Below are 14,531 nucleotides of genomic sequence, written 5' to 3'. Positions count from 1 at the left end.
TCGCCCCCTGCCGCCTTGCCGTTTCCGTTGAGGGCTTCGCCCCCGGGCCCCTCGGGAAACGGCAACAGGCAGGGCGGAAAAGAAAAGACGCAAGACTCGGGCCGTCCCCCGGTCGTGCTTCCCAAAACCTCGGTGTTCGCCGAGGTGTCCCTATGAACCTTGGGAGACGGCGCAAATGCCCCAGTCCACAGTAGGGCCGACGACGTCGGCGGAGGACGCGGGCTCCGGCTCGCGCATCCCCGCCGGACGCTCGTGGCTCGACCGCTACTTCCACATCTCCGACAGAGGCTCGACCTACGGCCGTGAGATCCGTGGCGGTGTCACCACCTTCATGGCCATGGCCTACATCGTCCTTCTCAACCCCGTCATCCTTTCGGTGCCCGATGTCACCGGGCACAAGCTGGACGGCGGGCAGGTCACCACGGCGACGGCGCTGGCCGCGGCGGCGACCACGCTCGTCATGGGCTTCATCGGCAACGTCCCGCTCGCGCTGGCTGCCGGGCTGAGCGTTTCGGCGGTGCTGTCCTTCCAGGTCGTGCCCGAGATGACCTGGGGCAACGCCTGGGCGATGTGTCTCATCTACGGCTGCGTGATCATCCTGCTGGTCGTCACCGGGCTCCGCGCACTCATCATGAACGCGATCCCCCTGGCGCTGAAGCACGCCATCACCATGGGCATCGGACTGTTCGTCTGCCTCATCGGCCTCGTCCAGGCCGGCTTCGTCACCTCGATGGGCGGGCCGGGCGGGGTGCCGGGTGAGAAACCCGTTCAGCTCGGTACCTCCGACATGCTCACCGGCTGGCCGGTGCTGTGCTTCGCCTTCACCGTGCTGCTGATCTTCGCGCTCCAGGTGCGCAAGGTGCCGGGAGCGATCCTCATCGGCATTGTCGGCGGCACCGTCCTGGCCGCCCTCGTCCACCAGTTCGCCGGCCTGGACAAGAAGGACTGGGGCGGCCGGAACGCGCCGGAGGTATCCGGCTCGCTGGTCAGCTCGCCCGACTTCGGGCTGTTCGGCTCGGTCTCGTTCAAGGGGCTCGGTGACGTGGGCGCGATCAGCGTCGGCGTCATCGTCTTCACCCTCGTGCTCGCCGGGTTCTTCGACGCGATCGGCACCATCATCGGCATCGGCCAGCAGGCCGGGCTCGCCGACGAGAAGGGCCGCATGCCGGGCCTGAACAAGGCCCTGGCCATCGACGGCGCGGGGGGCGTCGCCGGCGGTGTCGCGGGCGCCTCGGGCCAGACCGTGTTCGTGGAGTCCACGGCGGGCGTCGGCGACGGGGCGCGTACGGGGCTGGCCAGCGTTGTCACGGGGCTCGGCTTCGCGCTCTGTCTGTTCTTCACGCCACTCGCACAGGTGATCCCGCCGCAGGTGGCAGCGGCGGCGCTGGTCGTCATCGGCTCGATGATGATGACCAACGCCATGCACATCGACTGGACCGACCCGGCGACGTCGATTCCTGTCTTCCTGACGACCGTACTGATGCCGTTCACCTACTCCATTACGGCCGGTATCGCCGCAGGTGTGATCGCTTATGTTCTGATCAAGGCCGTCCAGGGAAAGTTCCGCGAGCCCGGATGGCTGATGTGGGTGCTGGCAGCCGTCTTCCTGGCGTACTTCGCCCTCAACCCGATCGAACAGTGGCTGGGGGCCAAGTAGCCAAGTAGGCACGTAGCCACGTGGCCACTGGTCCCAAGGGCCGGGAGGGAGCGCGGGCGGGAGAGAGGCCCGCCCGCGCCCCCGCCCGGCTGTCCCACCGCCGAGCAGACCCGGCCGTATCACCGCCGAGGAGAAACGCACATGCTGGACATCGCCGCACAACTGCACCGCTGGTGCGAGGAGGGGCGGGAGTTCGCCGTCGCCACCGTGGTCGACGTCGGCGGCAGCGCCCCACGGCAGCCGGGCGCCGCGCTGGCCGTCGACACGCACGGCGAGGCCGTCGGCAGCGTCAGCGGCGGCTGCGTCGAGGGCGCCGTCTACGAGCTGTGCCAGGAGGCACTGGAGTCGGGCGTCAGCGTCCGCCAGACCTTCGGCTACAGCGACGAGGACGCCTTCGCCGTGGGCCTCACCTGCGGCGGCATCATCGACATCCTGGTGACCCCCGTCCGGGCCTGCGCTCCGGTGCGGCCCGTGTTCGCCGCCGCCGTCGCCGAGGCCCGGGCGGGGCGCGCGGCGGCGCTCGTACGTGTCGTCGAGGGCCCCGACGCGCTGCTGGGCGGCGCCCTGTGGCTGGACGCCGACGGGCACCCGCACGGCGGACTCGGCGGGGCACCCGAACTGGACGCCACGGCCGCCGCCGAGGGCCGCGCCCTGCTGGAGGCCGGACGCACCGGTACCGTCACGATCGGCGCCGACGGCAGCAGGTGCGGGCAGCCCGTCACCGTGCTGGTGGAGTCCTCCGTGCCGCCGCCACGGATGCTGGTCTTCGGCGCCATCGACTTCGCCGCCGCGCTGGTACGGGTGGGCAAGTTCCTCGGCTACCACGTCACCGTGTGCGACGCGCGGCCGGTCTTCGCCACGGCCCAGCGCTTCCCGGAGGCCGACGAGGTCGTCGTCGACTGGCCGCACCGCTACCTCGACTCCCAAGATGTGGACGCCCGTACGGTCATCTGCGTGCTGACCCACGACGCGAAGTTCGACGTGCCGCTGCTGGAGCGCGCGCTGCGGCTCCCGGTGGCCTACGTCGGCGCCATGGGCTCCCGGCGCACCCACCTCGACCGCCTCGCCCGGCTGCGCGAGGCCGGCGTCGCCCCGCTGGAGCTGGCCGCGCTGCGCTCCCCGATCGGGCTCGACCTCGGCGCGCGCACCCCGGAGGAGACGGCGCTGTCCATCGCCTCGGAGATCGTCGCCTCCCGCCACGGCGGCACCGGCGTCCCGCTCAACGGGGCCCACACCCCGATCCACCACGACCCGGGCCCGGCCGCCGCCCTCAGCTCCGAAGGAGAGAGGGCGGCGGGCTGACCCGTTGTGCGGTCAGCTCACGGCCCGTTCACCGGCGCCCTCCCAGCGGACCGGCCCGCGGCCCCCGGCGACACCGTCGTCCAGCAGCGCCAGCCCGACGGAAGTGAGCGCGTGCTCGACGGTGTTGCGGCGTCGGCTGCTGGAGACGAGGCCCGCAGCGCGCAGCACGGAGGCGTGCTCGCTCGCGGAGGAGAGGGAAACCCCGGCGCGGCACGCCAGTTCACTGGTGGTGCACTCGTCCCGGAGCGACTGGAGCACGGCCGCCCTGGTGTGGCCCATCAGCCGCGCCAGCTCCTCGCGTCCGGCGCGCTGCCCGGCGGGCCCGTGCGCCGGCTTCCCGACGGTCCGGCAATCGGGAATCCTCGCCGGGTACACCAGAACCGGCGGCAAGGCGGAATCGGCCAGGGCGACCGGCGTGCGGTGGCAGAAGTAGGAGGGGACGAGCAGCAGTCCGCGCCCCTCCAGCCACACGTCCTTATCGACGGGATAGTCGGCCTCCAGCACCGGAGACCGCCACCGGATCGCCGGCTCGAAGGTACGGAGCATCTCCGCCGTGCCGCGCAGCCACTGCACCCTGGACCGCCACATGCGGTCGGCCTCCACCCGGGCCGCGATCCGTGACCAGCAGGACTCCAGTGCGATCCGCCGATGGGCCCGCAGCGCCGAGCCCAGCTCCCGCAGCGCCCCCGCGCGCCCCTCCCCGAGGGTGTGCGCCCACGGCGTGAGCGGCGCCGACTGCGCCAGCGTGCCGACCTGCGCGCGCAGTTGGCCCCGCGAGGTGGACAGCACCGCCTCCAGCCCCTCCTCGAAGCCGGCCGCGCTCGCGGCCGGGGTGAGGAAGTCCGGGAAGTACCCCCGCGCGGGCACCAGTTGCAGCAGCCGGTGCAGCGGCTCCGAGCTGCGGCACAGCACCCGCTCCCGCCATCCCGGCAGGACGGATTCCGGTCGTGTTTCCCTCAGCCGGTGCAGGCTCAGCACCGACTCCCAGAGTGGATCGGGCCCGTCCGCGATGTGCGTGCGAGCCAGGTCTCCTGCCGCAAAGTGCAAGCGCAGCATGTATCCCCCGATGTGCGTGATGTGTGTCTGCTGGGACTTTGATATGTCCCGATCCCCGTGGCAAGAAGTTGTGGAGAGGTGGGACAGCGGGATGTAACGGCTGCCGTCACCTGCGTCTTTCCGGCATGGTGGGACGGTCCTGGTACGCGTCCGGCGCTCCGGGACGGTGGAGGGGGTGGCCATGACGGCGGGCAGGGGCGGTTCTGAACTGGCGGAGTTGCTGGAGGAGCTGAAACAGCGCAGCGGACGCAGCTATGCCGCGCTGGCACACCGCACCGGCCTCGGCCGCTCGACGGTGCACCGCTACTGCCTCGGCACGACCGTCCCCCGCACCTTCGGCGTGGTCGAGAAGGTGGCCCGCGTCTGCGGAGCCGACCGTGCCGAACTGGACCGGCTCTACCGCGCGTGGTGCCAGGCGATCGACGCGGAGGACGGCGCGGAGGACGACGCAGCGAACGACGCGGAGGACGGCGCAGCGATCGACGCAGCGAACGGCGCGGACGACGCAGTGGACGGCGCGGAGGCCCCGTCCGTACCCGCGAGCCCCCCTGCTTCCCCTGCTTCCCGGGCTCCGTCCGGGGCCGCAATGCCGCTCAGGGGCTTACAGCACCACCACCGGAGCCTGGGGGCCGGCGGGTCCGCGGCCAGGCTGAGGGCGTACTTCTGGCTGCGCGTCGCCGCCCTCGTCCTCGTCCTCGCGATCCCTTCCGGCGCCGTCTCCGCCTCCTACCCCGAGGCGGAGAGCGGCGGCAGACGCGTCGGCTCTCCGGCGCGGTCCGGCGGCGCGGACCGGCAGGACGTCAAGGGCCCGGACTGGACCGTCGCCCCGCAGCGGGTGCCCGATGCCTTCTACGGCATGAACCTCGGCTCCGACACCGGTGAGATGCCCGGTTTCCGCGTCGGCTCCGTCCGGCTGTGGCACTCCGGCACCCGGTGGTCCCAACTGGAGCCACGGCGCGGGAAGTACCGGTGGCAGACGCTGGATCGCCTGGTCGACGCCGCCGAACGCAAGGGGCTGCCCGTGCTGCTCACCCTCGGCGGCACCCCGCCGTGGGCGGCCCCGGACGGCCGCCGGTCCGTGTTCGCCGACGCGCGCGCCTCGCCCCCGGACAAGATGGCGGACTGGGACCGGTTCATCGGCGCACTCGCGGCCCGCTACCGCGGCCGGATCGAGGCGTACGAGCTGTGGGACTACCCGAGTCACCAGGGAGTCTGGACCGGCTCGACGGCCACTCTCGCCGACATGGTCCAGCGCGCCTCACGGATCATCCGCGAGGCCGACCCCGAGGCCAAGGCCGTCTGCCCCTCCTTCGGGTCCCTGTGGGAGAAGCGTGGGCGCGACCTGCTGCGGAAGTTCGCACGCACCGGCACGTTCCAGTACTGCGACGCCGCCGCGCTCAAGCTCCCGCCGCGCCGTGCCGACGGCCCGCCGGAGGAGAGAGTGACCCTCGTCAAACGGGTGCAGCGGCTCCTCTACAGCGAGGGTCTGGGCCGCACCCCGCTGTGGGACACCGGCCCGGACAGCGATGTCGCTCTCAGGGAGCACCTGGACGCGCGCCGGGCCCGGGACCACGCGGTGCGCTTCTACCTCGTGGGCCTCTACCTGAAGGACCAGAGTCTGAGCCGGACGTACTTCTACAGCTGGGGCAGCTCGGAGGTGCCCCTCGTGGTCGAACTGGCGGGCGGCCCGCCCACGGAGGCGGGGCGGCGCATCGAGCGGTTGCAGCGGTGGCTGGAGGGCGCCCGCATCACCTCGTGCGGCAGCGGCACCGAGATGGGCCTCCCACCGCACGCCTACACCTGCCGCTTCGAGCGAGACGGCAGGCCACTTCGCGTCTACTGGGCCGAGCGGGGGAAGGCCCAGGTCCGGCTGGACGCGGACGCGCGAGTGCTGCGCCACATGGACGGCACCGAGTCCCCCGCGCCCTCCGGCCGCCGGCTGCGGATCGGTGAGGAGCCCGTGCTGGTCGAACACCGTCGTACGGGCGGGTGATCCGGCCGGTCCCCGGAGACCGGGGGGAGGGGGAGGGGGGAGAGAGGCCGGGGGGCCGGGGGAGAGAGCGGGGACGGTGTCAGAACAGCTTGACGTTCACCAGGAAGGCCCGGTGGTCCGTGCCCTTCAGATCCAGGAACTGGCCGTCGACCGGCACCAGCGGCCTGCTCAGCAGGACGTGGTCGATCTGCGCGCCCAGCGGGGGAGCGGTGCGCGCCGGCCAGGTGGGCGTGCGGGAGTTGCCCAGCATCCGGGCCGCGTCGTGCAGACCCGTCTTCAGGACGGCGCGGAAGGCGGCGTGGTCCTGCGAGGCGTTGAAGTCGCCCGCGATCACCGTGGGCAGCGCGCCACGCGCCTGCGACCAGGAGCGCAGCCGATCCAGCTCCACCCGCCAGGAGGCCGTCTCACCCGGATTGGGCGGCATCGGGTGCGCCACCTGGAGGCGCACCCGCTCGCTCCCGACGTCCGCGACGGCGCTGGGCATGTCCAAGCGCGCGGGCACTTTCGAACGGTCCCGCAGCGGATAGACGCTCAGCAGCGCCGAGCCCCGCGCGCCCCGGCCGCCGGAGATGATCCGGTGCGGGTAGGCGTCGCGCAGCTCGGGCGTGCGCAGCGCCTTGGCACACTGCGCGGCACACTCCTGGACGGAGAGGATCTGGGGCCGCTCCCTGCGCACCGTCTCCAGCAGCCCGGGGGTGGCTCTGCCGTACTTCAGATTGGCCGTCAGCACCCGGAACTGCGCCTTCGCCGGACGCCCCTCCGCGCCGGAGGGCGCCGGGGCCCCGTACGGCTGGAGGTACCAGCCGGTGGCCGCCAGCACCGCCAGCCCCCACACGAGCAGCAGCGGGCGCCGCGCCAGCGCGGCGCCCAGCAGCGCCAGCCAGGCGGGCGCCAGGAACCAGGGGAGGAAGGCCAGCAGCTGGGGCACCGGTGTCGGCCCGTCGGCGTCGGCCCCGCGCACGGCGAGAGGCACCGTGAGGACGGCCAGTGTGAGGGCGCTCAGCGCGGCGATCAGGGGATGGCGTGGTCCGCGGGGGCGGCGGCGCCCGCCGTCGTCCCACGCGTCGTCCGCCGCCTCGTCCCTGTCCCGTCGTGTGCTCGCCCCCGTATACACCTCCCCGATGATGCCCCAACCGTGGTCGCGGTGGCGTAAGGGGCACAAGGGAGAATTGCGGGGCGTGGGTGAAACGTGGCGTGTGAGTGAACCGTGGGGCGTCTGGACGAACCCGGACCCGAACCCGGACCGGGGCCGCCGGTGCGGGCCGGTGCGGGCCGGTGCGCTGGGCGCCGGGGCGGGGCCGGGGCTGGTGCGCGGGGCGTCGGGGGATACACGATGGCTCCCAGCACGATCCGCCCAGGAGGAGACATGAGCCCGTCCACGCCCACCGAAGAGTTCCGTACCGCGCGCGACACCCTGCTGCGGAACCGTACGGACTACGAGGCCGCGCGCGCCGCCTTCGACTGGCCACGGCCGGAGCACTTCAACTGGGCACTGGACTGGTTCGACCGGATCGCCGAGGGCAACGACCGGCTGGCGCTGCACATCGTGGAGGAGAACGGCACCGAACGGCGCCTGACCTTCGAGCAGATGCGGGCCCGCTCCAACCGGGTCGCCAACTGGCTGCGCGGGCGCGGCGTCGCCCCCGGCGACCGCGTCATCCTGATGCTGGGCAACCAGGCCGAGCTGTGGGAGACCCTGCTCGCCCTGATGAAGCTGCGCGCCGTCGTCATCCCCGCCACCCCGCAGCTGGGCCCGCGCGACCTGACCGACCGGGTGGAGCGGGGCGAGGCCCGGCATGTCGTCGTCCGCGCGGAGGACACCGCCAAGTTCGCGGACGTGAAGGGCGACTACACCCGCGTCGCCGTCGGCAGCGGCGGCACACCCGCGGCGGGCTGGCTCGCCTACGAGGACGCGTACGAGGCGGCGGAGGCGTTCGACCCCCAGGGCGTGACCCGCGCCGACGACACGCTGCTGCTCTACTTCACCTCCGGTACGACGGCCCTGCCCAAGCTGGTCGAGCACACCCATGTCTCGTACCCGGTCGGGCACCTGGCGACGATGTACTGGATCGGACTCAAGCCCGGCGATGTGCACTTGAACATCTCCTCGCCCGGCTGGGCCAAGCACGCCTGGTCCAACTTCTTCGCCCCCTGGAACGCCGAGGCGACGATCTTCATCCACAACTACACCCGCTTCGACGCGACCCGGCTGATGGCCGAGATGGACCGCGCGGGGGTCACCAGCTTCTGCGCGCCGCCCACCGTGTGGCGCATGCTCATCCAGGCCGACCTGAGCCGCCTCGAGACGGTGCCCCGCGAGGTCGTCGCCGCGGGCGAGCCGCTGAACCCCGAAGTCATCGAGCATGTGAGCCGGGTGTGGGGCATCACCATCCGGGACGGCTTCGGCCAGACCGAGACCGCCGTCCAGGTCGCCAACACCCCCGGCCAGCCCCTCAAGCCCGGCTCCATGGGCCGTCCGACCCCCGGCTACGACGTGGTCCTCCTCGACCCCGTCACGGGCGAGCCCGGCGCGCCGGAGGGCGAGATCAGCCTCGACCTCTCCCGCCACCCGGTCGGCCTCATGACCGGATACCGGGGCGACGAGGCCCGCACCACGTCGGCCATGGCCGACGGCTACTACCGCACGGGAGACATCGGCGCACGGGACGCGGAGGGCTACCTCACCTATGTGGGGCGCTCCGACGACGTCTTCAAGGCGAGCGACTACAAGATCTCTCCCTTCGAGCTGGAGAGCGTGCTGCTGGAGCACGAGGCGGTGGCCGAGGCCGCGATCGTCCCGTCACCCGATCCGGTACGCCTCGCCGTCCCCAAGGCATACGTCGTCCTGGCGGAGGGCTGGCCGGAGGGCGAGGAGACGGCCCAGGCCCTCTTCGCCCACTCCCGCGAACGCCTGACGCCGTACAAGCGGGTGCGCGTCGTGGAGTTCGCCGGACTGCCCAAGACGATCTCGGGCAAGATCCGCCGCGTCGAGCTGCGCGCCCACGCGGCGGGGGAGACGGGCACCCCCGGGGTGGAGTACCGAGACCGGGGCCAGGGCCGGGGTGAGGGCGAGGGCGAGAGCTAGGCGGTTTCGTGTATCAACGGATCGATCCAGGAACGCGGTTTGCTGGATCGGCACGATCGGCCAAGCTGGGAGCATGCCTCGCAGAATCATGTTCGTGCAGCTGAAAACGGGCTACGACACCGACCGCGGACCCTCGTGGATCGGGTGGGTGGACTTCTCCAAGACCTGGAAAACGGCCTACTTCCAAGGGCGGACCCTGCGGCGTGCCACGGGTCTCGGCTTGTCCGACGCCAACTTCCACGACGTCGATACCGATGAAGGTTTCTGGATCTCCGGACCGAAACGCGACCGGAGCGATACACGGTACGGGCCGGAAGGGCCGACCGTGGAGGATGACGCCGCAGACGCGTACCGGGCGTTTCTCCAGGGGGAGCCACTTCCCGGCCGGGAGGACGGCTAGGCGTTCCTCCCGGCCGGGAAGTGGCTCAGCCGAAGCGGGCAGCGATCCCGCGGGTGCGGACCAGGGTGCTGTCGGTCAGGACCACCTCACCACTGGTTCAGGCGCGGGCTTCCGGGCATGTGCGGCCCGGCGCCGAGAGCCTGAGATCCGCTGGTGGCTCGGTCGGCAGGCCGACGCGGAAGAGATGGATTTCCTTGTTCTCGACGGTGGCCGCCAGCCGGGCGCCGTCGGGCGACCAGGCGAGGGCCTCGGCACTGATCCCGGCCTGCGAGGGGTCCTTCGTCGGGCGTCGCATGATGAGCTCACGGTCGGCGACCCGCCAGATGTCCGGTGTGCACTTCCGCTCATCGTTCCAGTCCGCCGTCGCCACGGCCAGGTACGCGCCGTCCGGGCTCGCCGCCAGCGAGTTCAGCCAGTCGCCCGGCACGGTGATGCTGTCCAGGATCCGGCCGGTGACGGGGTCGATCACGTGCACCGTTGAGCTGTGGCCGACCTCCTTCGACCGGTGGGCGACGAACATCCGGGTCCCGTCCGCGCTGAAGGTCACGTCACTGACCCAGGCGGATTCGTCACCGAGCCGCACCGTGCGATCGGGTGTGGACCGCCCGGAGACGAAGTCGACTCGGTCGCCGTCGCCGTACTCGACCCGGAAGCGGCCGTCGCGCGAGCGTACGCGGCCCGGTTCCACCGGAATGTCGATCTCGGTATCGGCGTCGAGGTCGTAGGCCCACGGGTGAACCTCGTCGAGCTCGTCTTCCTTGAGCGTGATCACATGCCGCCCGGGCACCCACATGATGTCCCGGCCGGCCGAGGCGGGGGTCATCACGCGAAGACGCTCGGACCGCTCTCCCGGGTCGTAGACGACCAGTTCGCCGTCCTCGCTGGTGACGGCGAGAAATCGGCCGTCGTCGGAGAAGGCCAGCATCGCCATGCCGTCATCGGTGAACGGAGTGAGGACGGCCTCCGGTTCCGTGAGATCCGGTACGTGCGTGGCATCCTCGGCGCGCAACCGGTGGGTCGGGTTCGGGTACCACCCGGTCTCCCAGCTCCGGCCGGGCCACAGATGCTCCAGCCAGCGTGGGTCGGTGACCTGCACCTCGTAATCGGCCTGCACGAGACGGTCCTCATCCGGCCAGCCGTCGTCCCGGTCGTGGATCCCCTCCTGGAGGGCATCGATGTGCTTCCAGTCCTCATCGGACAGCGCATCGTTGCGGACGACGACGCGTTCGACGCCTTCGACGAACCATCGGGTGTTCACGGCGAGCCAGCCGTCGTCGTCGAGCTCCCGCCAGGTGAACACATCACCCAGCGGACCGTCGCCGCCGTCCGCGCTCTCCCACAGCAGCTGTAGGAAGAAGCCGGGGTCCGCGGGTAGTTCGGCGTACTGCCGGACGCCGACGTCGTAGTGGACAACGAAGAGCCGAAGCCTCACACGCCGCCGGTCGGGTGCCAGGTCGAGCACGCGCACGCCGTAGAAGGGGTGGATGGACAAGATTCTCCTTCGTCGGGACCGGAGGCCGTCAGTCAGCCTCTTCGACCTCGACGTGCGGTGTTGGGGTGGAGGGTGGGAGCGGTCCGGATGAGGCTGATGAGGTGCGTTGTTCGCATCGCACCCTACCCAGCAGCCACCGCGTATTGTGGGCGGTGGCCCTGACCCGCTCGCCCTGCTCGCCCCGCTGCCGCCTCCCGGTGTGGCCCGCGGCGATGGCCTGGCGGTGTCTTCTCCAGGCCGACGCGAGGCGGAGCGCTCCAGTGCGGGCTTCGCCGCCGAATGCCGGGCACCTGCCGGGCACCTGCCGGTCACCGTCGATACCCCGGCGCCCGCACAGCGCGTCCGCGACCTCTGTCAGACAGGCAGCGAACGACGGCCGGACCCCCGGCCCGTGCTCGCTGCCCACGGCGTAGGTACCGAGGGCCTGTTCGGTCCTTATCCGCTCATCGGTCATGCCCGCACGCCGGCGACCAGTACGGCATTCCATCGGCGGCAGAACTGCCGCACTCTGGCCACCGCCATCCACCGAGCGACAGGGAGATCAGTCGGGGTGGCATCCTTGCCGGATGCTCCTGCCTCCCACCTCCGTACAGGCCCGGCGACTTGAGTGCGTCCGCATCGAGGACCCCCTGGGGTCCCTCCAGTGGACGGGTGTTCCTGGAACGACCATCGGAACGTGGCTCGACAAGGAGGCCCTGGAGGTCCTCGACCTCGTGGCCGATCTGCCGACGGGCAACGTCATGCGCTGCTTCATGCCCGGATACGGCATCCGGGCCCACGACGCGGGTCAGCTCCTCTTCGAGCTCGCGTTCTGTTTCCAATGCCACAACGCACTCATCCTTCAGCCCGCCCCTCACAAGCAACGTGACCTCGTCGGCTTCAACGCTGACAGCCAACGTGCCCAAGACCTCCTGGCGCTGTTCAAGGCCCTCTGATTCCACCTCCTCGCCCAGGGGTCGGGCGCGCTGCCGCCGGCTCCGAGTGGTCAGGTGTGGACGACGCGACCACGGTGGATGAAGCGCAGCGCGCGGCCAGTACCTGTCGCGATCGAGCTCGCTCCAAGTGCCTCGGTGAGGATGCGTTTGCGACACTCCCTGCCATGGCCAGCAGTGAGACTCCGAGCTTCATCCAGCTCCTCAACCCGCACGAGAGCACCGACGCGCTCAGGGAGAGCCTTCTCGCGTGCTGGGTCGAGGTGAGCAACGCGGGCGGAGCAGCCGGATTTCCTTTCCCTCCGGTGGATGTCTCGGAGGTCGCCGCTGTGCTCGACGGCATCATCGCCGGACTTGGCCCGCAGTCCAGCCGTCTCCTGGTCGTCGCGGTGGACGGCGCCGTCGCGGGCTGGCTGAGTATCCGCCGTGACCTGGGCCCGCTGGTCTCCCACTGGGGCACGCTTCATCACGTGCAGACCCGGCTGGGCGTCCGTGGTCAGGGTATGGGGGCGGCGTTGATGCGCCGCGCCCGTGAGATCGCCCGCGAGGAGATGGGCTTGGAGCAACTGCACCTCGCCGTGCGCGGTGGTGTCGGACTCGAAGAGTTCTACGGCCGGCTCGGGTGGCAGGAAATCGGTCGCTGGCCGGGCGCTCTGCGGTTCGCTCCGGAAGACCGTCGTGACGAGGTCCTCATGCTCCTTTCGCCCCTGTGAGTGCCTGATTCCCGTAGCGCCAGAGCCCGTCTTCAGCCGGCCTGCCAGCGGCCGGCGGCACGGCGGGGGTCCTCCTGTCCCGGGGAGCCGGGGAGCCGGGGAGGCTGGGGAGGCTGGGGGGACCGCGAGCGTTCGTGCCGCCTGTGTGCACAGGCGGCGATCGGCGATCACCGTGTAAGGCGGCAGCATTCGCCGCCGATGCCGGGATGCGGATGCCCGAGCGGGGGCGGCTCCTACCTCGTCGTACGGATCAGCACGTCTGCGGGGTCGTTCACGGCCTTGGGGGTGCCCGTCAGGTCCAGCACGAACAGGGGCAGGGTCAGTTCGTCCGCGCGGTACCGGGCGTCGCGGGCGTAACCCGCGAGGGAGAAGGAGACGGCGACGGCCGAGTCGTTGAGCCCGTTCAGCCACAGCGTCTCGATGTCCCGCAGCGAGGCGGGCGAGGTCGTCGGGTCGACGTGGGCGACGATCCCCGGCCCGCGCAGGTCGATCCCGGAAGCGGGCGTCCGCTCGGCGACACGGATGTCCGCGAAGCCGAGCCACCGCAGGTACTGCGCGGCAGCCGTTTTCGCGTCCTGCGCGGTACGGATCGTGACGGGCCGGAACGCGGGGCGGGGCACGGGAGTGGCGGCCGGGCGGACAGCGGACGCGGGCGGCTGACCGGGGCCGGAGCCGGAGCCGGAGTCCGGGCCGGAAACGGAGTTGGGGCCCGAGCCCGACGCCGGCCCGTTGACACTCCCCGGGCGCGTCCGTTGGACAGGCACCCGCAGCACCGTCCCGCAGTCACACCCCAGTTCGGGCTGCGGCCACTCCTCCACCTTGCCGCAGGCAGGACACCGCGCCGACACCCACGAACCGGCCCACGTCCGGTGCCGCACCTGCACCGGCGTACTGGAGCCCACCACCGGCAGCGCGACCGGCGCCCCGCACCCACAGGGGTAAACGGGCGCTGTGTATCGGTGTTCACGACGGCAGACGGGACAGCGCACAAGCACACTCTCAGCCATCGCTTCGGCTCCTGGCACGGTTCAACGGACGGTCACGATCCCCCAATCGTCCCCGATGAGTCGTCTTTTACGAAGAGGCGCACGCTGTGTCGATCCAGCGGACACGGACCGACCGCCCCCTCATCCATGACGAACTCCTCTCCCACCGGCCGGAGGAACAGGTCTCGCCCCTGGTGAACCCGCTGGACGGGGACGGGGACAGGGACGGCAAGACCGAGGCGCTGTACGCGCGTTGGAGGTACTGGAGGTACTGGGGCTGCCGGGAGATCAGCGGCGCAGCTCGGCTGCGGAAGACTTCGGCGGGCGATGCGGCCCTCACCGCCATGCGCTGTGACGCGCCATCCGCGATCCCGCGTGCGCTCCCTCTTTTCGTCGCGCTTCCAGTAACCGCACGACTGCGCTACGGAGTGGTGATACCGCGAGGTCCGGTCAATACCAGGCAGGCAAGCGTGCGAAACGGTCATGGCGCATCGAAATCAGCCTTCCCATTCTGCGTATCGAAAGGCGCGAGTCTCGGCAGGTCAGCCTCATGTCGTGCCTGCGGAGCGCCGTCTTCCAGTCGACTCCTCGTCGACGTCAAATCCCCAATAGCGGTCACCAGAAAGGGAAAACGGGCGCCGAAATAGGTTGCATGTGACCTTGATCACGCGCCGGGGGTTGAATCCTCGTGAAAGCCCATGTAGGACACTGTCCCAGGTCTTGGAAATCCCGAGTGGTAGTCCCATGAACCTTGTTTAGGGATCAATTAAGGCGTCTTTAAGATGCGCCGCGAAACTCGTTGCTAAACATGTCGGCATGCAGTGGACTGGAGGTTTGGGTGACCCCCGGAGGTCCATGAAGATGCCACCACGGGCTGATCTCCCGGCCCCTGTCCGGTGCCACCGTGCTGCCGCT

At 70.9% G+C, this 14,531-nt stretch carries 11 protein-coding genes; 7 read left to right on the top strand and 4 right to left on the bottom strand.

Annotation, left to right across the window (positions count from 1 at the left end):
• Nucleotides 1-175: 175 nt before the first annotated feature.
• Together OHB04_RS09405 and OHB04_RS09400 are read left to right on the top strand one after the other, a co-directional pair.
• A complete protein-coding gene (locus OHB04_RS09405; protein WP_326807278.1) occupies nucleotides 176-1,657 on the top strand; it encodes an NCS2 family permease in 1,482 nt (493 codons plus the stop codon).
• Between the two features lie 141 nt (nucleotides 1,658-1,798).
• Nucleotides 1,799-2,959 (top strand): XdhC family protein, encoded by a 1,161-nt coding sequence (locus OHB04_RS09400; RefSeq protein WP_326687211.1) that lies wholly within the window; start codon nucleotides 1,799-1,801, stop codon nucleotides 2,957-2,959.
• Nucleotides 2,960-2,971: 12 nt separating this feature from the next.
• Here OHB04_RS09400 and OHB04_RS09395 read toward each other — a convergent pair whose 3' ends face one another.
• Nucleotides 2,972-4,015 (bottom strand): ArsR/SmtB family transcription factor, encoded by a 1,044-nt coding sequence (locus tag OHB04_RS09395; protein WP_326807277.1) that lies wholly within the window; start codon nucleotides 4,013-4,015, stop codon nucleotides 2,972-2,974.
• Nucleotides 4,016-4,196: 181 nt separating this feature from the next.
• Between OHB04_RS09395 and OHB04_RS09390 the strand changes: the two genes are divergently transcribed.
• Nucleotides 4,197-6,008, top strand: a complete 1,812-nt coding sequence (locus tag OHB04_RS09390) for a helix-turn-helix domain-containing protein (protein WP_326807276.1) — start codon at nucleotides 4,197-4,199, stop codon at nucleotides 6,006-6,008.
• Between the two features lie 79 nt (nucleotides 6,009-6,087).
• Here OHB04_RS09390 and OHB04_RS09385 read toward each other — a convergent pair whose 3' ends face one another.
• A complete protein-coding gene (locus OHB04_RS09385) occupies nucleotides 6,088-7,122 on the bottom strand; it encodes an endonuclease/exonuclease/phosphatase family protein (protein WP_326687208.1) in 1,035 nt (344 codons plus the stop codon).
• Between the two features lie 252 nt (nucleotides 7,123-7,374).
• Here OHB04_RS09385 and OHB04_RS09380 point away from each other — a divergent pair, with 252 nt between their 5' ends.
• Both OHB04_RS09380 and OHB04_RS09375 read left to right on the top strand, forming a co-directional pair.
• Nucleotides 7,375-9,093: an AMP-binding protein gene (locus OHB04_RS09380; RefSeq protein WP_326807275.1), complete on the top strand. Its 1,719-nt coding sequence runs from the start codon at nucleotides 7,375-7,377 to the stop codon at nucleotides 9,091-9,093.
• Between the two features lie 73 nt (nucleotides 9,094-9,166).
• On the top strand, nucleotides 9,167-9,493 hold the full coding sequence (locus tag OHB04_RS09375) for a hypothetical protein (protein ID WP_326807274.1): 327 nt from the start codon (nucleotides 9,167-9,169) through the stop codon (nucleotides 9,491-9,493).
• A 97-nt stretch (nucleotides 9,494-9,590) separates the two neighbouring features.
• On the opposite strand, the gene OHB04_RS09370 is transcribed toward OHB04_RS09375, so the two are convergent.
• Entirely contained in the window at nucleotides 9,591-10,985 is a 1,395-nt protein-coding gene (locus OHB04_RS09370) for a WD40 repeat domain-containing protein (protein ID WP_326807273.1), read from the bottom strand.
• 566 nt (nucleotides 10,986-11,551) lie between these two features.
• Between OHB04_RS09370 and OHB04_RS09365 the strand changes: the two genes are divergently transcribed.
• Together OHB04_RS09365 and OHB04_RS09360 are read left to right on the top strand one after the other, a co-directional pair.
• Entirely contained in the window at nucleotides 11,552-11,920 is a 369-nt protein-coding gene (locus OHB04_RS09365; protein ID WP_326687205.1) for a hypothetical protein, read from the top strand.
• 164 nt (nucleotides 11,921-12,084) lie between these two features.
• Nucleotides 12,085-12,630 carry a GNAT family N-acetyltransferase gene (locus OHB04_RS09360; protein WP_326687204.1) on the top strand — a complete coding sequence of 182 codons (546 nt, stop codon included), beginning with the start codon at nucleotides 12,085-12,087 and terminating at the stop codon, nucleotides 12,628-12,630.
• Nucleotides 12,631-12,863: 233 nt separating this feature from the next.
• Here the strand turns inward: OHB04_RS09360 and OHB04_RS09355 are convergent, their stop codons facing one another.
• Nucleotides 12,864-13,637, bottom strand: a complete 774-nt coding sequence (locus OHB04_RS09355) for a hypothetical protein (RefSeq protein WP_326807272.1) — start codon at nucleotides 13,635-13,637, stop codon at nucleotides 12,864-12,866.
• Nucleotides 13,638-14,531 lie beyond the last annotated feature (894 nt).

Origin of the sequence: Streptomyces sp. NBC_01775, from assembly GCF_035917675.1 — a bacterium.
In the GTDB taxonomy this organism is placed as follows: Bacteria; Actinomycetota; Actinomycetes; order Streptomycetales; family Streptomycetaceae; genus Streptomyces.
The sequence above is the reverse complement of the archived record's forward strand: the minus strand, read 5'-3'. Positions and strand labels throughout refer to the sequence as shown.

Excerpts from the sequence above, each read along its gene's own strand:
- OHB04_RS09405 (WP_326807278.1), top strand. The coding sequence starts at position 176 with ATGCCCCAGTCCACAGTAGGGCCGACGACGTCGGCGGAGGACGCGGGC.
- OHB04_RS09400 (WP_326687211.1), top strand. The coding sequence starts at position 1,799 with ATGCTGGACATCGCCGCACAACTGCACCGCTGGTGCGAGGAGGGGCGG.
- OHB04_RS09395 (WP_326807277.1), bottom strand. The coding sequence starts at position 4,015 with ATGCTGCGCTTGCACTTTGCGGCAGGAGACCTGGCTCGCACGCACATC.
- OHB04_RS09390 (WP_326807276.1), top strand. The coding sequence starts at position 4,197 with ATGACGGCGGGCAGGGGCGGTTCTGAACTGGCGGAGTTGCTGGAGGAG.
- OHB04_RS09380 (WP_326807275.1), top strand. The coding sequence starts at position 7,375 with ATGAGCCCGTCCACGCCCACCGAAGAGTTCCGTACCGCGCGCGACACC.
- OHB04_RS09375 (WP_326807274.1), top strand. The coding sequence starts at position 9,167 with ATGCCTCGCAGAATCATGTTCGTGCAGCTGAAAACGGGCTACGACACC.
- OHB04_RS09365 (WP_326687205.1), top strand. The coding sequence starts at position 11,552 with ATGCTCCTGCCTCCCACCTCCGTACAGGCCCGGCGACTTGAGTGCGTC.
- OHB04_RS09360 (WP_326687204.1), top strand. The coding sequence starts at position 12,085 with ATGGCCAGCAGTGAGACTCCGAGCTTCATCCAGCTCCTCAACCCGCAC.
- OHB04_RS09355 (WP_326807272.1), bottom strand. The coding sequence starts at position 13,637 with ATGGCTGAGAGTGTGCTTGTGCGCTGTCCCGTCTGCCGTCGTGAACAC.